This is a genomic window from Bacillus sp. CBEL-1 (assembly GCF_004348885.1).
Classification (GTDB): domain Bacteria; phylum Bacillota; class Bacilli; order Bacillales; family Bacillaceae_H; genus Priestia; species Priestia aryabhattai_A.
In genome coordinates this window covers 226,055-249,185 of the sequence record NZ_SBIM01000011.1, presented here as the reverse complement: position 1 = coordinate 249,185, position 23,131 = coordinate 226,055, and the positions used below count along the sequence as shown (strand labels likewise).

General features: G+C 37.5%; 23 protein-coding genes. 22 read left to right on the top strand and 1 reads right to left on the bottom strand.

Annotated features, from left to right (window positions below; all coding sequences use genetic code 11):
• Positions 1-2: 2 nt before the first annotated feature.
• The 3 genes from icmF to EPL02_RS09415 all read left to right on the top strand — a co-directional run bounded on the left by icmF (position 3) and on the right by EPL02_RS09415 (position 5,941).
• Complete coding sequence (gene icmF, locus EPL02_RS09425; protein WP_131887540.1) at positions 3-3,230, top strand: fused isobutyryl-CoA mutase/GTPase IcmF; 3,228 nt, start codon at positions 3-5, stop codon at positions 3,228-3,230.
• A 210-nt stretch (positions 3,231-3,440) separates the two neighbouring features.
• Positions 3,441-3,986 carry a DNA-directed RNA polymerase subunit delta gene (gene rpoE / locus EPL02_RS09420; RefSeq protein ID WP_131887539.1) on the top strand — a complete coding sequence of 182 codons (546 nt, stop codon included), beginning with the start codon at positions 3,441-3,443 and terminating at the stop codon, positions 3,984-3,986.
• A 347-nt stretch (positions 3,987-4,333) separates the two neighbouring features.
• The gene (locus tag EPL02_RS09415) at positions 4,334-5,941 is read left to right on the top strand and encodes a CTP synthase (protein ID WP_094911016.1); all 1,608 of its coding nucleotides are present in this window, start codon (positions 4,334-4,336) and stop codon (positions 5,939-5,941) included.
• 39 nt (positions 5,942-5,980) lie between these two features.
• Here the strand turns inward: EPL02_RS09415 and EPL02_RS09410 are convergent, their stop codons facing one another.
• Positions 5,981-6,511, bottom strand: a complete 531-nt coding sequence (locus EPL02_RS09410; RefSeq protein WP_094911017.1) for a DUF2529 domain-containing protein — start codon at positions 6,509-6,511, stop codon at positions 5,981-5,983.
• A gap of 237 nt (positions 6,512-6,748) precedes the next feature.
• On the opposite strand from EPL02_RS09410, the gene EPL02_RS09405 reads away from it, so the two are divergent.
• The 19 genes from EPL02_RS09405 to upp all read left to right on the top strand — a co-directional run bounded on the left by EPL02_RS09405 (position 6,749) and on the right by upp (position 23,123).
• Positions 6,749-7,123 carry a response regulator gene (locus EPL02_RS09405; RefSeq protein ID WP_094911018.1) on the top strand — a complete coding sequence of 125 codons (375 nt, stop codon included), beginning with the start codon at positions 6,749-6,751 and terminating at the stop codon, positions 7,121-7,123.
• 225 nt (positions 7,124-7,348) lie between these two features.
• The gene (locus EPL02_RS09400) at positions 7,349-8,206 is read left to right on the top strand and encodes a class II fructose-bisphosphate aldolase (protein WP_131887538.1); all 858 of its coding nucleotides are present in this window, start codon (positions 7,349-7,351) and stop codon (positions 8,204-8,206) included.
• A gap of 122 nt (positions 8,207-8,328) precedes the next feature.
• Complete coding sequence (gene fsa / locus EPL02_RS09395) at positions 8,329-8,973, top strand: fructose-6-phosphate aldolase (protein WP_131887537.1); 645 nt, start codon at positions 8,329-8,331, stop codon at positions 8,971-8,973.
• Between the two features lie 204 nt (positions 8,974-9,177).
• The gene (locus EPL02_RS09390; protein WP_094911021.1) at positions 9,178-10,464 is read left to right on the top strand and encodes a UDP-N-acetylglucosamine 1-carboxyvinyltransferase; all 1,287 of its coding nucleotides are present in this window, start codon (positions 9,178-9,180) and stop codon (positions 10,462-10,464) included.
• A 493-nt stretch (positions 10,465-10,957) separates the two neighbouring features.
• The gene (gene rho / locus EPL02_RS09385; RefSeq protein ID WP_025908737.1) at positions 10,958-12,232 is read left to right on the top strand and encodes a transcription termination factor Rho; all 1,275 of its coding nucleotides are present in this window, start codon (positions 10,958-10,960) and stop codon (positions 12,230-12,232) included.
• Between the two features lie 216 nt (positions 12,233-12,448).
• Positions 12,449-12,649, top strand: a complete 201-nt coding sequence (gene rpmE / locus EPL02_RS09380; protein ID WP_025908738.1) for a 50S ribosomal protein L31 — start codon at positions 12,449-12,451, stop codon at positions 12,647-12,649.
• 201 nt (positions 12,650-12,850) lie between these two features.
• A complete protein-coding gene (locus EPL02_RS09375; RefSeq protein WP_179289231.1) occupies positions 12,851-13,462 on the top strand; it encodes a thymidine kinase in 612 nt (203 codons plus the stop codon).
• 89 nt (positions 13,463-13,551) lie between these two features.
• Positions 13,552-13,938: a hypothetical protein gene (locus tag EPL02_RS09370; RefSeq protein ID WP_094911023.1), complete on the top strand. Its 387-nt coding sequence runs from the start codon at positions 13,552-13,554 to the stop codon at positions 13,936-13,938.
• Between the two features lie 86 nt (positions 13,939-14,024).
• A complete protein-coding gene (gene prfA, locus EPL02_RS09365; protein WP_094911024.1) occupies positions 14,025-15,092 on the top strand; it encodes a peptide chain release factor 1 in 1,068 nt (355 codons plus the stop codon).
• Between the two features lie 2 nt (positions 15,093-15,094).
• Positions 15,095-15,937 (top strand): peptide chain release factor N(5)-glutamine methyltransferase, encoded by an 843-nt coding sequence (gene prmC, locus EPL02_RS09360; RefSeq protein WP_094911025.1) that lies wholly within the window; start codon positions 15,095-15,097, stop codon positions 15,935-15,937.
• An 80-nt stretch (positions 15,938-16,017) separates the two neighbouring features.
• Positions 16,018-16,785 carry a stage II sporulation protein R gene (spoIIR, locus tag EPL02_RS09355; RefSeq protein ID WP_094911026.1) on the top strand — a complete coding sequence of 256 codons (768 nt, stop codon included), beginning with the start codon at positions 16,018-16,020 and terminating at the stop codon, positions 16,783-16,785.
• 81 nt (positions 16,786-16,866) lie between these two features.
• Positions 16,867-17,310, top strand: coding sequence for a GNAT family N-acetyltransferase (locus tag EPL02_RS09350; RefSeq protein WP_131887536.1), 444 nt, complete (start codon positions 16,867-16,869; stop codon positions 17,308-17,310).
• Between the two features lie 187 nt (positions 17,311-17,497).
• A complete protein-coding gene (locus EPL02_RS09345) occupies positions 17,498-18,538 on the top strand; it encodes an L-threonylcarbamoyladenylate synthase (protein ID WP_094911028.1) in 1,041 nt (346 codons plus the stop codon).
• A 70-nt stretch (positions 18,539-18,608) separates the two neighbouring features.
• On the top strand, positions 18,609-19,169 hold the full coding sequence (locus EPL02_RS09340) for a manganese efflux pump MntP (protein ID WP_076512295.1): 561 nt from the start codon (positions 18,609-18,611) through the stop codon (positions 19,167-19,169).
• A gap of 182 nt (positions 19,170-19,351) precedes the next feature.
• The gene (locus EPL02_RS09335) at positions 19,352-19,786 is read left to right on the top strand and encodes a low molecular weight protein arginine phosphatase (protein WP_094911029.1); all 435 of its coding nucleotides are present in this window, start codon (positions 19,352-19,354) and stop codon (positions 19,784-19,786) included.
• A 50-nt stretch (positions 19,787-19,836) separates the two neighbouring features.
• Complete coding sequence (gene rpiB, locus EPL02_RS09330) at positions 19,837-20,274, top strand: ribose 5-phosphate isomerase B (RefSeq protein WP_094911030.1); 438 nt, start codon at positions 19,837-19,839, stop codon at positions 20,272-20,274.
• Between the two features lie 24 nt (positions 20,275-20,298).
• Positions 20,299-20,850, top strand: coding sequence for a TIGR01440 family protein (locus EPL02_RS09325; RefSeq protein WP_094911031.1), 552 nt, complete (start codon positions 20,299-20,301; stop codon positions 20,848-20,850).
• A 122-nt stretch (positions 20,851-20,972) separates the two neighbouring features.
• The gene (locus tag EPL02_RS09320) at positions 20,973-22,217 is read left to right on the top strand and encodes a serine hydroxymethyltransferase (protein ID WP_094911032.1); all 1,245 of its coding nucleotides are present in this window, start codon (positions 20,973-20,975) and stop codon (positions 22,215-22,217) included.
• A 276-nt stretch (positions 22,218-22,493) separates the two neighbouring features.
• Positions 22,494-23,123, top strand: a complete 630-nt coding sequence (upp, locus tag EPL02_RS09315; RefSeq protein WP_094911033.1) for a uracil phosphoribosyltransferase — start codon at positions 22,494-22,496, stop codon at positions 23,121-23,123.
• Positions 23,124-23,131 lie beyond the last annotated feature (8 nt).

Below are 23,131 nucleotides of genomic sequence, written 5' to 3'. Positions count from 1 at the left end.
TAATGGAGCAAAAGAAAAGAGTACGTTTTGTAACGGCGGCTAGCTTATTTGATGGCCATGATGCGTCTATTAATATTATGCGACGCATTTTGCAATCGTTAGGAGTAGAAGTCATTCACTTAGGCCATAACCGGTCTGTTGAAGAGGTGGTGAATGCTGCTATACAGGAGGATGTTCAAGGAATTGCAATTTCTTCATACCAAGGAGGTCACGTCGAGTACTTTAAATATATGTATGATTTGCTAAAAGAGAAAGGGGCTTCCCACATTCGTATTTATGGAGGAGGTGGTGGAGTTATTATTCCAAGCGAAAGAGAGGAGCTTCACCACTACGGGATTGCTAAAATTTTCTCTCCAGAGGATGGGCGCTTAATGGGGCTGCAAGGCATGATTCAGTATATGGTGGACGAGTGTCAGATGGTGGCTGTGCCTGAAGTACCCCCGGTCAATCAGTTAGAAAAAACCAATCATCAAGTCATTGCTCAGTATATTACATTAGTTGAGAATGCGCTTTTAAATGGGGTTATGCAAGAACAAGCGGCAACTCTAGAAGCGATTAAAAGAGATTTAAAACCGGCATCATCTATTCCCATTTTAGGTATAACGGGAACAGGGGGGGCTGGTAAAAGCTCTTTAACAGATGAATTAATTCGGCGCTTTCTAGAAGAAAATGAATCTCTTCATATTGCTGTATTATCAATTGATCCAACTAAGCAAAAAACAGGTGGAGCGCTGTTAGGAGACCGAATTCGAATGAATAGCGTTTCATCTAATCGAGTTTATATGAGGAGTTTAGCAACACGTTCTTCTAAACATGAGCTATCAGCAGCTATTAAAGATGCAGTTGATATTGTAACGACAGCGGGCTTCGACATGATTATCGTCGAAACGAGTGGTATTGGGCAAGCGGATGCTGAAATTAAAGATTTAGCCAATCTATCCATGTATGTCATGACTAGTGAATTTGGTGCCCCATCGCAGCTTGAAAAGATTGAGATGCTTGATTATGCCGACTTTGTTGTTATTAATAAATTTGAGAAAAAAGGGTCTGAAGATGCGAAGCGCCAAGTTCAAAAGCAATATCAGCGTAACCATGAACGATTTGAGGACTCACCAGGCAATATGCCTGTATATGGAACCATTGCCAGTCAATTTAACGACCCGGGAACTAATTATTTATATAATGAGTTGATTCTCACTATTAATCAACAGTTCAATACTCAGCTTAAACCAACTCTATCTACAGATGAAAAACAATCACATACCATTATTCCTCCAGATAAACAGCAATATTTACAGGAAATTGTAAATACAGTGCGAGGCTATCATAGCTATGCAAAAGAGCAAGGGGACTTTGCGCATAAAGTCCATCAAGTAAAAAGCGTTATAAATGAGGTTAGACATAAAGAAAGTCAGCATGAGCTGAAGGAACTTTTGCAAAAATATGAAAACCAGTTATCTAAAGAATCAAAAGAGAAGTTAGAAAGGTGGGAAGAATTAAAGATTAACTATCGTCAACCTACGTTGACAACTTACGTGCGAGGAAAAGAAATCAAAACAGATTTACAAATTGAGACATTGTCAGGATTGAAAATTCCAAAGGTAGCGTTGCCTACATTACGAGATGATGGAGATGTTTTACAGTGGTTATATAGAGAAAACGTTCCAGGTGGATTTCCTTTTACAGCCGGAGTTTTCCCATTTAAGCGAAAAGGTGAAGACCCTAAACGACAGTTTGCTGGAGAAGGCACACCAGAAAGAACGAACCGTCGCTTTCATTATTTGTCAAAAGATGATAACGCGAAGCGTCTAAGCACAGCCTTTGATTCCGTGACGCTATATGGTGAAAATCCAGCGGAACGTCCTGATATTTTCGGGAAAATCGGTGAAAGTGGCGTTAGTATATGTACATTAGACGATATGAAAAAGTTATATGAAGGCTTTGATTTATGTGCACCTTCTACATCGGTTTCTATGACGATTAACGGACCAGCTCCTATTTTATTAGCTATGTTCATGAACGTAGCTATTGCTCAAAAGGTAGATAAAAAAGAAAAAGAGTTGAAACGTCAGCTGAGTCTAGAAGAATACGAAGTGGTAAAAAACGAAGCCTTAACCACGGTTAGAGGAACTGTCCAAGCAGATATTTTAAAAGAAGACCAAGGACAGAATACATGTATTTTCTCTACAGAGTTTGCTTTGAAGATGATGGGAGATATTCAAGAATACTTTACGCAGAATCAAGTTCGTAATTATTACTCTGTGTCAATTTCGGGCTATCATATTGCAGAGGCAGGAGCTAACCCCATTTCTCAGCTTGCTTTTACGCTTGCTAATGGATTTACGTATGTAGAGTATTACTTAAGTCGTGGTATGAATATCGATGACTTTGCACCAAACCTTTCCTTCTTTTTCAGTAATGGACTTGATCCCGAGTATACGGTAATTGGTCGCGTAGCTCGACGTATATGGGCCATTGTTATGCGTGATAAATATGGAGCAAACGAACGGAGTCAAAAGTTAAAGTACCATGTACAAACGTCTGGGCGTTCACTTCATGCTCAAGAAATTCAGTTTAACGACATTCGTACAACACTACAGGCATTAATGGCTCTTCATGATAACTGTAACTCTTTGCATACGAATGCGTATGATGAAGCTATCACAACACCTACGGAAGAATCAGTACGTCGTGCGATGGCTATTCAATTAATTATTACGAAAGAAAATGGGTTAACAAAGAATGAAAATCCGCTTCAAGGTTCTTATATTGTAGAAGAGTTAACAGATTTAGTGGAGGAAGCTGTTTTACAAGAATTTGAACGTATCAATACACGAGGTGGAGTATTAGGTGCTATGGAGCTACAGTACCAGCGCGGCAAAATTCAAGATGAATCAATGGAATATGAGATGAGAAAGCATAATGGTTCCTTACCAATCATTGGAGTAAATACGTATCGTAACCCCGATGAGCAAGGTGATATAAGCGTTAATGATATGCAGCTTGCTCGCGCATCTTGGGAAGAAAAGAATTATCAAATCGAGCAGCTTAAAGCGTTTCAAAAAAAACATATTGGTGATGCAAAGCCAGCGCTTGAAAGGTTAAAAAAGGTTGCCAACAATGGAGAGAATATCTTTGCTGAGCTTATGAATACCGTCCAAGTTGCCAGCCTGGGTGAAATTACACAGGCGCTTTACGAATGTGGTGGGCAGTATCGTCGAAATATGTAAATTGTTTTAGAAACAGAAACTATTAGCTATATAGAGCTAGTAGTTTCTGTTTCATTTTGCAATTTCCAAGAGATTTTTAGAATCGAGGCTAGCATAAATGTATTGAATTTGTTTATAATGAATGGTATGTATTTATTCGTGTCCATCATTTGAACTTATGATGAATTGATTTAATAGATTTTAGATATACATAGAAAGGGCGTGTCACCTTTGAGTTTAGAAAAATACTCAAAAGAAGAATTAAAAGAGATGTCAATGATCGAAATTGCGTATGCGCTGTTAAGTGAGAAAACAGACCGTCAAGCTATTTCATTTAAAGAAATTATTGATGAAATTGTAAAAGCAACAGAGATGTCAGATACAGAATTAAAATCAAGAATTGCTCAGTTCTATACAGATATTAATATCGATGGCCGTTTCCTAACAATTGGTGAAAACTATTGGGGTTTAAGAGGTTGGTATCCTTTTGATCAGGCAGAAGAAGATATTGTACCAGCAGCGAAGCCTAAGAAGAAGAAAGCGAAAAAAGCTGTTGTAGACGAGCTAGATGATTTTGATGATTTAGAAGAAGAAGATCTAGATTTCGATGATCTTGATGAACTAGCTGAAGAAGACGATGACGATGATTTTGACGATTTAGATGAAGAAGATGTTATTGAAGAAGACGAAGAAGAATTTGATGACTTAGATGAAGATCTAGATGAAGAAGATGATGAAGAAGACGAAGAAGATCTTGAATATGAGGATGAAAAATAATCTATCATAATGGTTCTTGACTTTTGTCATTGAAATATGTAGAATCTTTTTTGGGCTCTTTAAACGAGTATTTAAGAAGTTTAAACATATTATATAGAACATTGCTCCCAATCCTGTTATGGCATTGGGAGCAATTTTTTTTTAAAAACTTGGCAACTTGGAGTTAAAAACTATAAAGGCTCTTTGTGCTGTCGAGTTTTTGCTTTTTCGTACTGAACAGTTGAATTCTTATTCAAGCATTCTTAGTCATGCTTTCAATAATTTCATACATGATGAATGAATTGTGATTGTTTATGTAAAAACTTTTAGTATTGTACACTTTAACAAATTTAGAGGGGGAAGACCAAATGACAAAATATATTTTCGTAACAGGTGGCGTTGTATCTTCTTTGGGGAAAGGGATCACTGCTGCTTCTCTAGGTAGACTATTAAAAAATCGTGGATTAAATGTAACCATTCAAAAGTTTGATCCATACATTAACGTAGACCCAGGAACAATGAGCCCTTATCAGCATGGTGAAGTATTCGTTACAGATGATGGTGCAGAAACAGATTTAGACTTAGGGCACTATGAGCGCTTTATTGATATTAACTTAAATCGCTATAGTAACGTAACAACAGGGAAGGTTTACTCAACTGTATTGAAAAAAGAGCGCCGTGGTGACTACCTAGGTGGAACAGTTCAAGTAATTCCTCATATTACAAATGAAATCAAAGAAAAAGTATTCCGTGCAGGTAAAGAGACAAACGCAGACGTTGTTATTACTGAAATTGGTGGAACAGTAGGAGATATCGAATCTCTGCCATTCTTAGAAGCTATTCGTCAAATTAAAAGCGATATCGGTCGCGATAACGTAATGTACATTCATTGTACATTAGTGCCATATTTAAAGGCTGCAGGTGAGATGAAAACAAAGCCAACACAGCATAGTGTTAAAGAACTTCGTAGCTTAGGGATTCAACCAAACGTTATTGTTGTACGTACAGAAATGCCAATTTCTGAAGATATGAAAGAAAAGCTAGCTTTATTCTGCGATATCGATAAAAAAGCAGTTATTGAATGTGCAGATGCAGAAACGCTATACGAAATTCCATTATCTCTACAAGACCAACACTTAGACCAAATCACGTGCGATCACTTAAAGCTAGATTGTAAAGAAGCGGATATGACAGAGTGGAAAGAGCTTGTAGCTAAAGTAAAAGGCTTATCTAAAACAACAAAGATTGCTCTTGTTGGTAAATATGTAGAGCTTCAAGATGCTTACATTTCAGTTGTTGAAGCAATGCGACATGCTGGCTATGCGTTCGATGCAGATGTAAACATCCAATGGATTAACTCAGAGCACGTTACGCAAGAAAACGTAAGTGAACTATTAGGTGATGTTGATGGAATTCTAGTACCAGGTGGATTTGGTGACCGCGGTATTGAAGGTAAGATCGTAGCTACTCAATATGCTCGTGAGCAAAAAGTGCCATTCTTAGGTATTTGCTTAGGTATGCAACTTGCATCTGTAGAGTTTGCTCGCAACGTATTAGGTTTAGAAGGAGCACACTCTGCTGAAATTGCTCCAAGCACAAATTATCCAATCATCGACTTATTACCAGAACAAAAAGATGTTGAGGATTTAGGTGGAACACTTCGCTTAGGCTTGTATCCTTGTAAGCTAACAGAAGGAACATTAGCTCATCAAGCGTACCAAGATGAAGTTATTTATGAGCGTCATCGCCACCGTTACGAGTTCAATAACGAATATCGTCAAGAGATGGAGAAGAAAGGCTTTATCTTCTCTGGTACAAGTCCAGACGGTCGTTTAGTGGAAATTGTTGAGTTAAAAGACCACCCATGGTTCTTAGCAGCTCAATTCCACCCAGAATTTACTTCTCGTCCGAACCGTCCACAACCTCTATTTAGAGAGTTCATTCGCGCATCAATTGAATTAGGACAACAACAATAAAATGTGATAAAAAAGACGCTGTGTTACAGCGTCTTTTTGTTATTCGTTTTCATCTAGGATTTCTTTTAATGTAAACGATAAACCATAATAAGCATAAAGGGCCGTCATAAGAGCTGGAAAGCCAAAGCGTTCACCATTATCATCAGGTATAAGAGGTTGTAAAAGATAAGTATTAATGTGAACATCTGATAGGTCATGAATGCTATCACTTTGTACTTCTTTAGGAACGGCACCGATGCTAACAAATGGAATTCCTTCTTTAAGCAGCATATGTGCAACTTCAACTGCTTTTTCATCTGTGGAAAATCTTGTAACAATGAGGACTCGATCGACTGATGTTAAACTGCGAATGTCATCGAGAACTAAAGGTTTTGCATGAGTTAACGGTTCTGCACTCTGCGTCGCTTCGTACGTCACAGCTTGCATTTCATTTACTCCATAAATATAAATATTCCCTTGTCCAACGGCTGCTTGAGCTAAAATACGAGACCCATCTTCTAAGTTGAGTTCTTCTTTTTCGCCTATGCGTTTAAAATAGCTAGACAATTGTGTTGTGAAAATTTTAAGCATGATAAATTCACCTTTCTCTTTCTCAAGAGTGTTTGCTAATCATTATAGCGAAAAAATATATCCATATTCTAGTGTAAAACAAGTTATAATAAAAAGGTATTAAAAAACGAGGTAAGAATAATGACTGAAATTCCTGTATTTTGTAAGATTTTCTTAAATGAGCAGGGATTTGTCGCTTTATAACGAAATACATATGTTAGTTTTGTCTCAACAAGAGGCGGTATAGAAGGTGGGATTATGTTGACTGAAAAAATCTTAATTGTAGATGACCAGTACGGAATTCGTATTTTACTAACAGAAGTATTGCAAAAGGAAGGGTATCAAACTTTTCAAGCAGCGAATGGGTTTCAAGCGATTGACATTGCAAAAGAACAACAACTTGATCTTGTCTTACTTGACATGAAGATTCCAGGAATGGACGGAATTGAAATTCTAAAAAGATTAAAAGAGTATGACAAGACAATAAAAGTAATTATAATGACCGCTTATGGTGAATTAGATATGATTCAAGAAGCAAAAGATTTAGGTGCATTAACGCACTTTGCAAAACCGTTTGATATTGATGAAATTAGGCAGGTTGTTAGGGAATATATACCATTAAAGTCTAAGTAAGTGCTTACAAATAAGCGTGTTTCTAAGAAATTTTTAATATTAACCTAAAAATCTTGCTGTTTTGTTTTTAAGTTGGTATCCTAATTACTGTATTAATCATTCGACAACATATTGTGTGCAGATACACCGCATTTCTACATGGAATGTCAGATTCAAGAGCATACTACTTTAGGTAGGCTTTTGGTTAGTATCTAACTCACATAGATTATTAAGGAGGATTTCAACATGCCTTTAGTATCAATGAAAGACATGCTTATTAAAGCAAAAGAGGAAGGCTACGCAGTAGGCCAATTTAACCTAAACAACTTAGAGTTCACTCAAGCTATCTTAAAAGCAGCTCAAGAAGAAAACTCTCCAGTTATCCTAGGTGTATCTGAAGGTGCAGCACGTTACATGGGCGGTTTCAAAACTGTAGTATCAATGGTTAAAGGTTTAATCGAAGACTACAATGTAACAGTGCCAGTTGCAATTCACTTAGACCATGGTTCAAGCTTTGAATCATGTGCAAAAGCAATTCATGCAGGATTCACTTCTGTAATGATTGATGCTTCTCACCACCCATTCGAAGAAAACATTGCAACTACTGCTCGAGTAGTTGAATTAGCACACTTCCACGGTGTATCTGTAGAAGCTGAGTTAGGAACTGTTGGTGGACAAGAAGATGACGTAATCGCTGATGGCGTTATCTACGCTGATGCAAAAGAGTGTGAAGAGCTTGTTAAACGTACAGGTATCGACTGTCTTGCTCCAGCATTAGGTTCAGTTCACGGTCCTTACAAAGGTGAGCCAAACTTAGGTTTTGCTGAAATGGAAGAAATCGGTCAAATTACTGGTTTACCATTAGTATTACACGGTGGTACTGGTATCCCAACAAAAGATATTCAAAAAGCTGTTTCTTTAGGAACTGCTAAAATTAACGTAAATACAGAAAACCAAATTGCTTCAGCTAAAGCTGTACGCGAAGTACTAGCTGCACAACCTGAGCAATATGACCCACGTAAATACTTAGGACCAGCTCGCGATGCAATTCAAGCGACAGTTCAAGGGAAAATGCGTGAGTTTGGTTCTTCAAACAAAGCATAATTACCATTCCGCATTAAGTGATTAATGATGAGATGGTGCAAAGCCGCCTTGCTCAATAGTTGTAAGGCGGCTTTGTTTTAATTATAATTTTCATATAATTAAGAAAAAGGGGATGGGGACAGGTGAAATTTTTTATTGATACAGCTAACTTATCAGAAATAAAGGAAGCGCATTCATTAGGTGTGATTGCTGGTGTTACAACGAATCCAAGTTTGGTAGCAAAAGAGAATATTACATTTGAAGATCGTCTTCGAGAGATTACGGAGCTGGTTGAAGGGTCAGTAAGTGCCGAGGTCATTTCTTTAGATGCAGAAGGAATGATACGAGAAGGTAAAGAGTTGGCAGCCATTGCGCCAAATATTACGATTAAAGTGCCAATGACTCCAGATGGCCTAAAAGCAGTAAACGAATTCAATAGTCTTGGAATTAAAACCAACGTAACGCTTATTTTTTCTGCTAACCAAGCATTGTTAGCTGCAAGAGCTGGAGCTACATATGTTTCGCCATTTTTAGGACGCCTTGATGATATCGGATTTAATGGTATGAACTTAATTTCAGATATTGCAGAGATTTTTGCTACTCACGATATTCCAACTGAAATCATTGCTGCTTCCATTCGTCACCCAATGCATGTAACGGAAGCTGCTAAGCAAGGAGCTCATATTGCAACAATTCCTTACAAGGTTATTATGCAACTTTTTAAGCACCCTTTAACAGAAGCAGGAATCGAACAGTTTCTATCAGATTGGGAAAAACGACAAAAATAATGTAGATAAGATGATATGGCATTTACGAATAAACTGAGTAAATGCCATATTTTCTTTAAAATTGTCGAAATTATACATGATTTTTGGATTTTCGTGTACACTAGTAGATAAGAGGAAAAATACAAGTAGTCTACATAGTGGTAGTTCCAATTTTTTCCTTAACTACAGAGTGGAAAACTTTCTTTCGCTGGAAGGGAGCTATAAATGGAAAAGCTGAAAATACAAGGTGGCTTTACTCTAAGTGGAACAGTTCGTGTAAGCGGTGCTAAAAATAGCGCTGTGGCACTGATTCCAGCTACAATTTTAGCGGAGTCACCTGTTACAATAGAGGGGTTACCTCGTATATCAGATGTTGAATTGCTGAGTGATTTAATTGAAGAAATTGGTGGCAGTGTCACAAGTGATAATGAAGAATTAACGGTAAACCCGACTCATATGACGGCAATGCCTTTACCGAGTGGAAAGGTAAAAAAACTGCGCGCTTCTTATTATTTAATGGGAGCAATGTTAGGACGCTTTAAAAAAGCGGTTGTTGGTCTTCCTGGCGGTTGTTATTTAGGACCTCGCCCAATCGACCAGCATATCAAAGGTTTTGAGGCGCTAGGTGCGACTGTTACAAATGAACAAGGAGCTATTTATTTACGTGCTGAAGAACTAAAAGGAGCTCGAATTTATTTAGACGTAGTAAGTGTCGGTGCAACTATAAATATCATGCTAGCTGCTGTCAGAGCAAAGGGACGTACTGTTATTGAAAATGCAGCTAAAGAACCTGAGATTATTGATGTTGCAACACTATTAACAAGTATGGGAGCAAAAATTAAAGGTGCTGGAACAGACGTTATTAGGATCGATGGTGTAGATACTTTACACGGCTGCCGTCATTCAATTATTCCAGATCGTATTGAGGCCGGTACTTATATGGTAATGGGTGCTAGCATGGGAAAAGAAGTGATTGTGGATAATGTAATTCCGCAGCACTTGGAATCTTTGACTGCTAAAATGAGAGAAATGGGCATTCATATTGAAACAAGTTCGGACCAAATTTTGGTGGCTACAAGAGAATTATTAAAGCCTGTAGACATTAAAACATTAGTGTATCCAGGATTCCCAACAGATTTGCAACAACCGTTTACTACTTTATTGACAAAAGCATCTGGTACAAGCGTAGTAACAGATACAATTTATGGTGCTCGTTTTAAACACATTGATGAACTAAGACGCATGAATGCTTCCGTAAAAGTAGAAGGTCGCTCTGCAATTATTAATGGCCCTGTACAGTTGCAAGGTGCACGTGTTAAAGCTTCAGACTTACGCGCAGGAGCCGCTTTAGTGACAGCTGGTTTAATGGCTAAAGGAATTACTGAAGTTACTGGATTAGAGCATATTGATCGTGGATATAGTCACTTAGTGGACAAGTTATCAACTCTAGGTGCAATGATTTGGCGAGAAGAAATGACTGAGGAAGAAATTGAGCAATTTCAAAATTCTTAATCATAGTTTTTCTCATCAGGTCAGCTACTAGACATTATGCAAATTTGGTCTATAATAGAGTAAGTTGAAAATCAGTGAGGGGAATCCCTCACTGATTATTCGTTATAAATAATAAATTGGTGTGTGCAATGCATTTGTACCTATCATTTCTTATTTAATATGAATTGAAAAGGTTTTCAGTCGAAGCTAGTAAACTATAACGTGTTTTTTGGATTTGACCGTTATGCGTCAAAAAAAGATTGATTAAAAAGATAGAAAAAGGTTAGAATATAAGTTGCTACATCAAACAATTCGTGGTTTTGGCCACTTCGTTATGAAAGTAACCTGTTTTTTCTTCTAATAAGTGTATAATTATAATTGATTCTACTTATGTATACTTCTAGATTACCTTCTCCATCTTTAACACACTGTTCCGACCGTATCATTTTCTGCTAGATAGTAACTTAATATGGAAGGAAACTCAAAAATTATTCATTAAAAGCGTGGTGTCCTAATGAACTTAACATTATCCAGTTTAGAAAATATGAAATTAAAAGAGCTATATGAACATGCGAAAGCATATAAAGTTTCTTATTATAGCAAGCTAACGAAAAAAGAGCTTGTTTTTGCAATTTTAAAAGCACAGGCAGAACAAGACGGTCTGCTTTTCATGGAAGGTGTCCTTGAAATTATTCAATCGGAAGGGTTTGGTTTTTTAAGACCAATCAACTATTCTCCAAGTTCTGAGGATATCTATATTTCTGCCTCTCAGATTCGACGTTTTGATTTAAGAAACGGAGATAAAGTATCTGGTAAGGTTCGTCCCCCTAAAGAAAACGAGCGTTACTATGGCTTGTTACACGTAGAAGCAGTTAATGGCGAAGATCCAGAGACATCAAAAGAGCGCGTGCATTTCCCGGCCCTAACACCTATTTATCCAAATGAGCAAATGCGTCTAGAAACACAACCTAGAAGTTTCTCAACCCGAATTATTGATCTCATTTCACCAATTGGTTTTGGCCAAAGGGGATTAATTGTTGCGCCACCTAAGGCTGGTAAAACAATGCTTTTAAAAGAAATTGCCAACAGCATTACAACAAATCACCCAGAAGCAGAGCTTATTGTTCTCTTAATTGACGAGCGCCCTGAAGAAGTAACCGATATTGAACGATCTGTTGATGGAGATGTTGTCAGCTCAACGTTTGATGAGGTGCCAGAAAATCATATTAAAGTCGCAGAGCTTGTACTGGAACGTGCAATGAGACTAGTAGAGCATAAAAAAGACGTTGTCATCCTAATGGATAGTATTACTCGTCTAGCTCGTGCTTATAACCTCGTTATTCCGCCAAGTGGACGAACGTTGTCAGGTGGTATTGACCCAGCAGCTTTCCATCGTCCAAAACGATTCTTTGGTGCGGCTAGAAACATTGAAGATGGTGGAAGCTTGACCATTCTTGCAACAGCTTTAATTGATACAGGCTCTCGTATGGACGACGTAATTTACGAAGAGTTTAAAGGAACTGGAAATATGGAGCTTCACCTTGATCGCTCACTTGCTGAAAAACGTATTTTCCCAGCAATTGATATTCGTCGTTCAGGTACACGTAAAGAAGAGCTTCTTATTCCAAAAGAGCAGCTTGATCATCTATGGGCTATTCGTAAGTCGATGGCTGATGCACCTGATTTTGCTGAAAAGTTCTTAAAGCGTCTTCGTCAAACCAAGTCAAATGAAGAATTTTTTGCTTTATTGACTGAAGAGAAGAAAGCTTTATTAGCTAATAAAAGATAAAAGAAAACAGACCAAATTAATTTTATATAAGTTTTAAATGAAGTGTTAGTTGATGGAAAAAAGATGTTTTGAATAGGTGGTTGCAAAACGAAACAACCCTTGTTATAATTTCATCATGTGTGTTGATAAGATACACGATGTTGCAATTATGCTCATCATTTTTCTTATCAATAAACTCTGTTTCAGAATGATTCAGGGCGGAAGGAGATGAAAAGAATGAAAACAGGAATTCATCCAAAGTACAACAAAATCATGGTGAAATGCAGCTGTGGTAATGAGTTTGAAACTGGTTCTGTAAAAGAAGAGATGCGCGTTGAGACTTGTTCACAATGTCACCCATTCTATACGGGCCGTCAAAAATTCGCTGAAGCTGGTGGCCGTGTTGATCGTTTCAACAAAAAATACGGTCTTAAATAATCAAGATTGTCGAAGCAAACAGGCAAGTGGCTTATCTCTTGCCTGTTTTTTTACTTCTTAAAATAGGAAAAAAGTTAAAGATTTCCATTGTAGGTGGAGAAATCTTTTCTATATACATGTTCTACATAATTAAAGGTAGACTAGATAAAGTTAGTAGCGGTTCGCTCATAATGGAGTGATAGGAAGGGAGAGTCCCGCATGGTGTACGTAATGAAACAAAGCGGTTGGATTGAAGTAATTTGTGGAAGTATGTTCTCAGGGAAATCAGAAGAGTTAATTCGTCGTGTTCGTCGCACGCAGTTTGCTAAACAAAATGTGCAGGTATTTAAACCTGCAATTGATGATCGATACAGTGAAGAAGCAGTTGTGTCACATAATGGAACATCAGTTATTGCGCATCCAATATCCATCTCTACCGATATTTTAGATAAGGTTAGCGCAGAAACAGACGTAGTGGCAATCGATGAGATTCAATTCTTTGATAATCAAATTGTTGAAGTTGTACAAGCTCTTGCAGATAAAGGGTTTCGTGTCATTGTAGCAGGACTTGATCAAGACTTTCGTGGTGAGCCTTTTGGACATGTACCTCAGCTGATGGCAATAGCTGAATCAGTTACAAAATTGCAAGCTGTTTGTGCATCATGTGGATCTCCAGCAAGTCGTACTCAACGCTTAATTAATGGAGAGCCAGCTTCTTATGATGATCCCATTATATTAGTGGGTGCATCAGAATCTTACGAACCTCGCTGCCGTCATTGTCATGTGGTGAAAAGTTCAAAAACAGCAAGTAACTTTCAAGAGTTAACAAAGTAAAAAAGCAAGGCCAAACGGCCTTGCTTTTTTTATGGAATTGGATGAAAAGAGAGGAATGCGGAAAGCTAACAAGATAGGAGGGTGATAGTATGAAACACTTAATCATAATACTGTTTACAGCTTTTCTTGTAACCGCATGTAATCAAGGAAACAATTCTCAAGAAGCTCAATCAAAAAAAGAGCGGGCTGAGCTTGAAAATTATGAAGAATTTACGGATCAAAACCCTAATTTTTTAAATACAACGAATAAACAAACTGCAGTAAAAGATGATGCAGCTAAGATTGAGGAAATTATTAACGTTAAAACTCCCTATAAGCCTGGAAATATTGTTATCAGTGGAAAAGATGCTTGGGTGACGGTCTATGTTGGAAAAGAATATAACGTTCACGAGAAGAAAAAGATTATAAAAAATCTCAATGAGGCTTTCTATGAGGGTTTGCCTAGACTTCAATTTCATGTAAACGTCAAGCCATAATCCATGTTAAGACTCACTTTGTTTTGACTGAATCCATGAGCTATACTATAATTAGAACGTTATGGATAAAAAATGAGGTGAATGACGTGTTTGATCGTTTAGAAGCCGTGGAGGCACGCTATGAGAAGTTGAATGAGCTTCTTAGCGACCCTGAAATCGTAAATGACCCATCTAAATTAAGAGAGTATTCAAAAGAACAATCAGATATACAAGAGACTGTTACGTGTTACCGAGAGTATAAAGAAGTAAAAGAGCAGCTACAAGATGCAAAAGCGATGCTTGAAGAAAAACTTGATGCGGATATGCGTGAAATGGTTAAAGAAGAAATTCAAGAGCTAGAGCCACAGGCAGAAGAATTAGAAGATAAACTTCGCATTCTGTTAATCCCGAAAGATCCAAATGATGACAAAAACGTTATTATGGAGATTCGTGGTGCTGCAGGAGGCGATGAAGCAGCTTTATTTGCTGGTAACCTGTACCGCATGTACTCCCGTTTTGCCGAGACTCAAGGCTGGAAAATTGACGTAATGGAAGCTAACACAACAGGTGTTGGTGGATATAAAGAAATTATTTTCATGATTAACGGTAAAGGTGCATATTCAAAAATGAAGTTTGAAAACGGCGCACATCGCGTTCAACGTGTACCTGAAACGGAATCTGGTGGACGTATTCATACTTCAACAGCAACCGTTGCATGTTTACCGGAAGCAGAAGAGGTAGAAGTAGAGATTCATGAAAAAGATATTCGTGTTGATACGTTCGCATCTAGTGGACCAGGTGGACAAAGTGTAAATACAACTATGTCCGCTGTTCGTTTAACTCATTTACCAACAGGAACAGTTGTGTCGTGTCAAGATGAAAAGTCCCAAATTAAGAATAAAGAAAAAGCAATGAAAGTATTACGTGCGCGTGTTTATGATAAATTTCAGCAGGAAGCCCAAGCTGAATACGATGCAAATCGTAAGCAAGCAGTAGGTTCTGGGGATCGTTCAGAGCGTATTCGTACGTATAACTTCCCTCAAAACCGTGTAACGGATCACCGAATTGGTTTAACAATTCAAAAGCTTGATCAAATTCTAGAAGGTAAGCTAGATGAAGTCATTGATGCATTAATCATGGAAGATCAAGCGAGAAGAATGGAAGATTCGAACTAACAATGAAAGTTTTTGAAGCCCTAAAATGGGCTTCTTCTTGTTTAAAAGAAGCGAAACGAGATGAAAATGCGGGGGAAATGCTGTTGCGTCATCACCTTGGCATGACTCGAACTTACCTACTTGCTTCATTACAAGAAGAAGTTCCAGCAGTAACAATAAAAAAATTCCAATATGATGTTAACAAACATGTAGATGGTATCCCGGTACAATATCTCATTGGTTCGGAAGAGTTCTATGGAAGGACGTTTCAAGTAAATGAGGAAGTGCTAATACCGCGTCCCGAAACGGAAGAGCTTGTATTAGGTTTAATTGAACGTATGAAACAAAAGTTTGGGCATAATCCAATTCAAGCTGTTGATATTGGAACAGGTAGTGGTGCAATTGGTGTTACACTTGCTTTAGAAGTTCCAGCAATAGAAATGACGTGCACTGATATTGCAGAAGAATCTTTAGCGGTAGCAAAAAAAAATGCTAAATGCTTGGGTGCCAAGGTTCAATTTGTACATGGTGATTTATTAAAGCCTTTTATTGAGACAGCTCAACGGTTTGATGTTGTGGTATCTAATCCTCCTTATATTCCTGATAGTGATGAGTTATCAACCGTTGTAAAGGACTATGAGCCTAATCGAGCTCTTTTTGGTGGTCAAGATGGTTTGAATTTCTATCGACGCTTTATGGAAGAGCTCCCGCTTGTTATTAACAAACAAGGAATTATTGCATTTGAAGTAGGGGCTGGACAAGCTAATGTCGTAGCAGATATGTTAAAAAAGCAGTTTCACAGTGCGAAAGTTGAAGTTGTTTTTGATATCAATGGAAAAGATCGAATGGTATTTGCTTCTTTATAAAAATAATAGATTTTAATAAGTTGCTAGTTTAGGATAGAAAATGATTGTCCATACTGTCTTGTGAAGGGATGGTGGACATAATGAAAAAACAAGCAATCATTTATTTTCTTTTACTTATTATTGGAGCAAATATCCAAATTCTATATACAAACCAAAAGGTCGAAGCTAATGAGCCCATGGTAATTCCAGATGAAGCGATTCGTTTGCGTATTCTAGCAAACAGCGATAGTGAGAAAGATCAGCATGTAAAGCGATTGATTAGAGATGAAGTAAATGCACAAATCACTACGTGGGTACAAGAGCTTACGTCAGTGGATGATGCCAGAGATGTTATTAAAAGCAACTTGCCAGCATTAGAAGCAATTGCTAAGGAAGTTATGAAAGAACAAGGTATGAATGAGTCTATACACGTTGATTTTGGAAAGGTGAGCTTTCCAACAAAGCTATATGGCCAGTTTCTTTATCCTGCTGGTGAATATGAGGCAGTACTAATCACTTTAGGTGAAGGTGAAGGAGCAAACTGGTGGTGCGTACTATTTCCACCCATGTGCTTTTTGGATTTCTCAAATGGTGAAGCTATTCAATCACCAATGCCAGAGGAAGAACAACCTGTAGAAAAGAAAGAAGTGGTTGAATCGGTCGCTGAAGAAGTAGCGAAAGTAGATGCTAATCATATTGATCATTCAAACCTTGTTGCATCGACTTCAAATTTAGCACAAGAAGTAGCTGTAAAAGAAGCGAAAAAAGAAAAGCAGCAGAAGAAGTCTAGTAAAAAAGTACAGAAAAAAGAAGAAGAAGTAGAAGTGAAATTCTTTATTGTAGAACTAGCTTCATCTTTATTCAAATGATAGAAAGTAAAAGTATATAGTTCTATTTGTTTCTCATATTTCATAGTTTTGTTACTAGAAACTAAAATGAGGTGATGAGAAATGAAGGAACAATTAAAGTTAGCAGAAGTGAAAGATTGTGGGCGAATTCAATCTTTCTTAACAAAAGCAGGTATTAGTTCAGAAGGTGTAGCAGAAAGTATTCATCATTTTGTTATTATGGAAGATGAGAATGACGAGCTGTTAGCAACTGTTGGATTTGAAAAAGATGGAGAGCATGGGTTATTACGTTCTCTTGTTGTTTCGCCTTCCCTCATGAGATCGGACATTTTATTATTATTTAAAAGTATTGTACAACTAGCAAAAAAAAATGATGTGCATCAATTATATTTAGTGACCAATAAGGCTTCATCTGTACAGTTTTTTTCTATGATGAATTTTAAGCAAATCCACTACGAAGAATTGCCGGGTGGCTTGAAACATCACTCTTATCTACGAAATCTTCCAAGTTTAGAGCAAGTATATGTGATGGCTTATCAAGATTAACTTTTACACATGTGAATAAATGTCATCCACAAAGTTATTAACAAACAAACAAGCTTTATCCACATTTTGTGGATAAAGCTTGTTTGTTGCAATCGTCTATTGATAAAATAAGTTAAAATCTTGTATAAATAGTAGGTAATATAGATGGTTTTGCCTATATATAGTTGTGCTAATAGGAGTGAATGAAATGAATACAAAAATCTGGTCTGTGGATAAAGAAATGAAAGAACATGATAGTTATCCACAGATAGAAAAAGCAGCTTCTTTATTAAGAAATCAAGAAGTGGTTGCGTTTCCTACAGAAACAGTCTATGGATTAGGAGCGGATGCAACCTCTGAAGAGGCTGTGGATAAAATTTTTAAGGCAAAAGGGCGTCCAAGTGATAACCCACTTATTGTACACATTGGCGACATGAAACAGTTAGATAGGATTGTAAGCGAGGTTTCAGAAACGGCTCGAAAAATAATGAATGCTTTTTGGCCAGGACCAATTACGCTTATCTTTCCTAAAAAAGGATTTGTAGCGGAAAACGTAACCGCTGGATTAGATAGTGTTGCTGTTCGAATGCCTTCGCATCCCGTAGCTCTAGCTTTATTAAAAAAGGCAAATGTACCAGTAGCTGCACCAAGCGCAAATCTATCGGGAAAGCCCAGTCCAACAAGCGCTCAGCATGTTGTGAGCGATTTAGAAGGTAGAATTAGTGGAATTGTCGATGGGGGAGTGACAGGAGTGGGTCTAGAATCTACTGTTTTAGACTGTACAGAAGATATTCCAGTGATTTTACGACCTGGTGGCGTTACAAAAGAACAATTAGAAGCTTTAATTGGAGAAGTAAGGGTAGACCAAGCTCTTAAAGATGAGAAGGAAGCGCCGAAATCCCCTGGAATGAAGTATACCCACTATGCTCCTAACGCGCCGCTCATCATTGTAAAGGGTTCAAAGGAATTTTTGCAGAAGCAAGTTGAATATTTTCAAAAACAAGGAAAGAAAGTTGGAGTTTTAACAACGCATGAACATCAAGACTTTTATCATGCAAATCAGATTTTAACTTGCGGCTATCGAAGTAAGTTAGAGACGGTCGCAAGTGAACTCTATCATGTTTTACGTTCCTTTAATGACTATGACGTAGATATTATTTTAAGTGAGAGCTTCCCTGAACATGGAGTAGGTCAAGCTTTAATGAATCGGTTAGTAAAAGCGGCTGGTCATCAGTTTATTGTTCAATAATTTTAGATTCATCTTCTAAACCATTTCGTGCGTGCATAAGGTGAAATAGGCACGTCCGAGGAGGTTGAAGATGGATATTTCAGGATTGATTAGTGAACTGATTACATTAGTTATTATGGCATTTGCGTTAGGAATGGACGCCTTTTCGGTCGGACTCGGTATGGGTCTAGTCCGTTTACGCTTTCGCCAAATTTTCTACATTGGAGTAATAATAGGTCTTTTCCATATATGGATGCCCCTTTTGGGTATGTTTATTGGAAAGTTGTTGTCTGATAAGCTGGGAATGTTGGCTACATATGGTGGAGGCGTGTTATTACTCATATTAGGAATCCAAATGATTTACTCATCCTTCAAGCGTGACGAGGAACCGTTTATTAAACCAGTAGGATGGGGATTAATTATCTTTGCATTAAGTGTTAGCTTAGATAGCTTTTCCGTGGGCTTAAGCCTTGGAATCTTTGGAGCACGAACATTTTTAACAATTATGATTTTTGGCGTAGTAAGTATGCTTTTAACATGGTTAGGCCTTTTGCTTGGAAGGCGTGTTCAAGGCTGGCTAGGTTCATACAGTGAAGCGTTAGGTGGAAGCATCCTCCTTGCATTTGGAATCAAGCTTCTTTTTCAATTATAAATAGTTTACTAATTCAGTATCCTATAGAAGCAAGCTCAATTCACATAGAGCTTGCTTTTTTGTGCTTACATTTAATGAAAAGTATCATAGGTCATGGGTGTTGAACTCTTCTATATATTAAGGATAAAATAAAGGCAATGTAGAAAGGGTTTATTAGTAGTAAAATAAGGAGAGATTTTAGATTGAAAAAAGTCTTATTTGTTTGTACAGGAAACACATGTCGAAGCCCTATGGCAGCAGCTTGGTTAAGGAACCAAAAAAAGCATGAGATGGAAGTGAAATCAGCGGGTTTATTTGCAATGGACGGCCAACCGATTTCCACGCATGCAGCAGCTGTTTTAGCACAGCAAGGTATTGATGCATCACATACATCATCTAGTATCACAAGAGAGATGTTAGATTGGGCAACTCATATCTTTACCATGACGAGTAGTCATAAGCAGATGCTAGCAAGTCAAGCTCCTGATACGCTAGATAAACTGTTTACGCTAAAAGAATTTGTAGGTGAAAATGGAGACGTTGCCGATCCTTACGGAGGCAATTTATCTGTTTATCAAATGACATTTGAGGAAATACAGCAGCTTATTAATCGAGCAGTTAAAAAATTAGAAAATTAAAAATGGTAGTTTTAAAAAATACCTTTAACAGTCTATAGGGAGGATTCATTATGAAAGTAGCAATTGCATCAGATCATGGCGGTATAAATATTAGGAAAGAAATTATGCAATTAATGGAGGAACTAAACATTGAGTATATTGATTTCGGTTGTGAATGCAGCGATTCAGTAGACTATCCAGACTATGCAATTCCAGTTGCTGAAAAAGTAGCAGGCGGAGAAGTTGACAAAGGAATTCTAATTTGTGGAACAGGAATTGGAATGAGCATTGCTGCTAATAAAGTAAAAGGTGTTCGTTGTGCACTTGTCCACGATACGTTTAGTGCTAAAGCGACTAGAGAACATAATGATACAAATGTACTAGCTATGGGTGAACGGGTGATTGGCCCAGGTTTAGCTAGAGATATTGCTAAAATATGGTTGACGACGAGTTTTGAAGGTGGACGTCACGAAAATCGTGTAAACAAAATTAAAGCATATGAAGAGTAAATGATGTAAAGGAGGCGCTTTAGAATGTCTAATGCTCAAGATTGGGGCCAAGAACTAGAAGTGGTGCTAGCAGACTTTTCAAATCAGGTAAAACTTCCGCAAAATAGTTTATTTGTAGTTGGTTGCAGTACAAGTGAAGTAGTTGGAGAGCGAATCGGAACATCGGGAACCGAAGAAGCAGCAGAGGTAATCTATGGTAAGCTTGAAGAATTTGCAGAGAACAAAGGCATCTATTTAGCGTTTCAATGCTGTGAACATTTAAATCGAGCGCTAGTGGTAGAAAGAGAAGTAGCGTTGAAGCAAAGTTTAGACCTGGTAACCGTTGTACCTGTTCGAAAAGCAGGTGGAGCGATGGCCACTTATGCATATCATCATTTCAAGGATCCTGTTATTGTTGAATTCATTAAAGCTGATGCAGGCATTGATATTGGAGATACATTCATTGGTATGCACTTAAAGCATGTGGCTGTTCCTGTTAGGTGTTCTTTGAAGCAAATTGGTCAAGCGCACATGACTATTGCTTATACTCGACCAAAATTAATTGGTGGACCAAGAGCCATTTACGAACGATTGTAAATAAATATATTAATATAATGCACATTTTTTGTTTTTTATTCTAAATAAACCATGTTACAATGTAGATGAATTAATAAAAAACGAACATTGTTCATACGAAACGAAACGAGGAGAGGATTTCGATGGAGAAAAAGTTAGTGCAGCAAGATCCAGCAGTCTATAATGCAATTCAAGATGAATTAGGTCGTCAACGTACAAAAATTGAGTTAATTGCATCAGAGAACTTCGTAACAACGGCAGTAATGGAAGCTCAAGGTTCTGTACTTACAAATAAATATGCAGAAGGTTATCCAGCTAAGCGTTATTATGGTGGCTGTGAACACGTAGACGTAGTAGAAGATTTAGCTCGTGACCGTGCAAAAGAAATCTTTGGTGCAGAACATGTGAATGTTCAACCTCACTCAGGTGCTCAAGCAAACATGGCTGTGTACTTTACAATTTTAGAGACAGGAGATACAGTTCTTGGTATGAACTTATCTCACGGTGGACATTTAACGCATGGTAGTCCAGTAAACTTTAGCGGCGTGCAGTACAATTTCATTGAATATGGTGTAGACGCAGAAACACATCGTATTAACTATGAAGATGTATTGGAAAAAGCACGTACTCATAAGCCGAAGTTGATTGTTGCTGGTGCTAGTGCGTATCCTCGTGAAATTGACTTTAAAAAATTCCGTGAAATTGCAGATGAAGTGGGAGCATATTTAATGGTAGATATGGCTCATATCGCTGGACTTGTAGCAGCAGGCCTTCATCCGAATCCAGTTCCACATGCTCATTTCGTTACAACAACTACGCATAAAACATTACGCGGACCGCGTGGTGGAATGATTTTATGTAAAGAAGAATTTGCAAAAGCAATTGATAAATCAATCTTCCCTGGAATTCAAGGTGGGCCATTAATGCACGTTATTGCTGCTAAAGCCGTAGCATTTGGTGAAGCGTTACAAGAAGAATTTAAGCAATATGCACAAAACATCATTGATAATGCAAATCGCTTAGCTGAAGGCCTAACAAAAGAAGGTTTTACATTAGTTTCTGGTGGTACAGATAATCATCTTGTTTTAATCGATGTAAGCTCAATGGGACTAACAGGTAAAGTGGCTGAAAAAGCGTTAGATGAAGTTGGAATTACAACGAATAAAAACACAATTCCTTACGACCAACAAAGTCCATTTGTAACAAGTGGAATTCGTATTGGAACAGCTGCTGTGACGACTCGCGGATTCGGTGCTGAAGAAATGGATGAAATCGCTGCTATCATTGGCTTAACATTAAAAAACATTGATAATGAAGAAAAGTTAGCAGAAGCAACAGCTCGTGTAGAAGCATTAACAAGTAAATTTGAAATGTATGCATCTCTATAATCTATATAAGGTAAATAGTAAAATACAAAAAGAAAAGTTGGGAAGTTACCCAACTTTTCTTTTTGTATCAACGTTTAAAGTTGAATAATATGGTTACAAAATTGTTATAGAAAAATATCTATTTTTGGATTAAGCTTGAACTCAAAAATAATTTTCTGTAAAATAGATGCAATGCTTAAGTTATGTTAACGTTATCGTTTTTTTAAAGTAGGTACCATTCAAGGGCTTGAATGGTATTTAAATGTGGACATTTTTAAATTCAAAGGAGAGATTTTAATGGGCAAAGTATACGTATTCGATCATCCTCTTATTCAACACAAATTAACATACATACGTGATGTAAAGACGGGAACAAAAGAATTTCGTGAGCTAGTAGATGAAGTAGCGAGCTTAATGGCGTTCGAAGCAACTCGTGATCTACCTTTACAAGATGTAGAAATTGATACACCAGTATGTAGAACAACTTCTAAAGTAATTGCTGGTAAAAAGTTAGGAATTGTACCGATTTTACGTGCAGGTATCGGAATGGTTGACGGTTTCTTAAAACTAATGCCTGCAGCAAAAGTAGGGCATGTTGGCCTATACCGTGATCCAGAAACACTGCAACCAGTTGAATACTATGTAAAATTACCAAATGATGTAGAAGAGCGTGATTTTATTGTTGTAGACCCAATGCTTGCAACAGGTGGTTCAGCAGTTGAAGCAATCAATTCGTTGAAAAAGCGCGGTGCAAAAAACATTAAATTTATGTGCTTAATTGCTGCTCCAGAGGGAGTAGAAATTGTAAAAGAAGCGCACCCAGATGTTGATATTTATATCGCAGCTTTAGACGAAAAATTAAATGACCATGGTTACATTGTTCCAGGTTTAGGAGATGCGGGAGACCGTTTATTCGGCACAAAATAATTTCTCAG

Excerpts from the sequence above, each read along its gene's own strand:
- EPL02_RS09405 (WP_094911018.1), top strand. The coding sequence starts at position 6,749 with ATGTTGACTGAAAAAATCTTAATTGTAGATGACCAGTACGGAATTCGT.
- EPL02_RS09320 (WP_094911032.1), top strand. The coding sequence starts at position 20,973 with ATGGAGAAAAAGTTAGTGCAGCAAGATCCAGCAGTCTATAATGCAATT.
- EPL02_RS09370 (WP_094911023.1), top strand. The coding sequence starts at position 13,552 with ATGAAACACTTAATCATAATACTGTTTACAGCTTTTCTTGTAACCGCA.
- rpiB (WP_094911030.1), top strand. The coding sequence starts at position 19,837 with ATGAAAGTAGCAATTGCATCAGATCATGGCGGTATAAATATTAGGAAA.
- icmF (WP_131887540.1), top strand. The coding sequence starts at position 3 with ATGGAGCAAAAGAAAAGAGTACGTTTTGTAACGGCGGCTAGCTTATTT.
- EPL02_RS09400 (WP_131887538.1), top strand. The coding sequence starts at position 7,349 with ATGCCTTTAGTATCAATGAAAGACATGCTTATTAAAGCAAAAGAGGAA.
- prmC (WP_094911025.1), top strand. The coding sequence starts at position 15,095 with ATGAAAGTTTTTGAAGCCCTAAAATGGGCTTCTTCTTGTTTAAAAGAA.
- EPL02_RS09340 (WP_076512295.1), top strand. The coding sequence starts at position 18,609 with ATGGATATTTCAGGATTGATTAGTGAACTGATTACATTAGTTATTATG.
- EPL02_RS09390 (WP_094911021.1), top strand. The coding sequence starts at position 9,178 with ATGGAAAAGCTGAAAATACAAGGTGGCTTTACTCTAAGTGGAACAGTT.
- EPL02_RS09415 (WP_094911016.1), top strand. The coding sequence starts at position 4,334 with ATGACAAAATATATTTTCGTAACAGGTGGCGTTGTATCTTCTTTGGGG.
- EPL02_RS09345 (WP_094911028.1), top strand. The coding sequence starts at position 17,498 with ATGAATACAAAAATCTGGTCTGTGGATAAAGAAATGAAAGAACATGAT.
- rho (WP_025908737.1), top strand. The coding sequence starts at position 10,958 with ATGAACTTAACATTATCCAGTTTAGAAAATATGAAATTAAAAGAGCTA.
- rpmE (WP_025908738.1), top strand. The coding sequence starts at position 12,449 with ATGAAAACAGGAATTCATCCAAAGTACAACAAAATCATGGTGAAATGC.
- EPL02_RS09410 (WP_094911017.1), bottom strand. The coding sequence starts at position 6,511 with ATGCTTAAAATTTTCACAACACAATTGTCTAGCTATTTTAAACGCATA.
- EPL02_RS09325 (WP_094911031.1), top strand. The coding sequence starts at position 20,299 with ATGTCTAATGCTCAAGATTGGGGCCAAGAACTAGAAGTGGTGCTAGCA.
- spoIIR (WP_094911026.1), top strand. The coding sequence starts at position 16,018 with ATGAAAAAACAAGCAATCATTTATTTTCTTTTACTTATTATTGGAGCA.
- EPL02_RS09350 (WP_131887536.1), top strand. The coding sequence starts at position 16,867 with ATGAAGGAACAATTAAAGTTAGCAGAAGTGAAAGATTGTGGGCGAATT.
- upp (WP_094911033.1), top strand. The coding sequence starts at position 22,494 with ATGGGCAAAGTATACGTATTCGATCATCCTCTTATTCAACACAAATTA.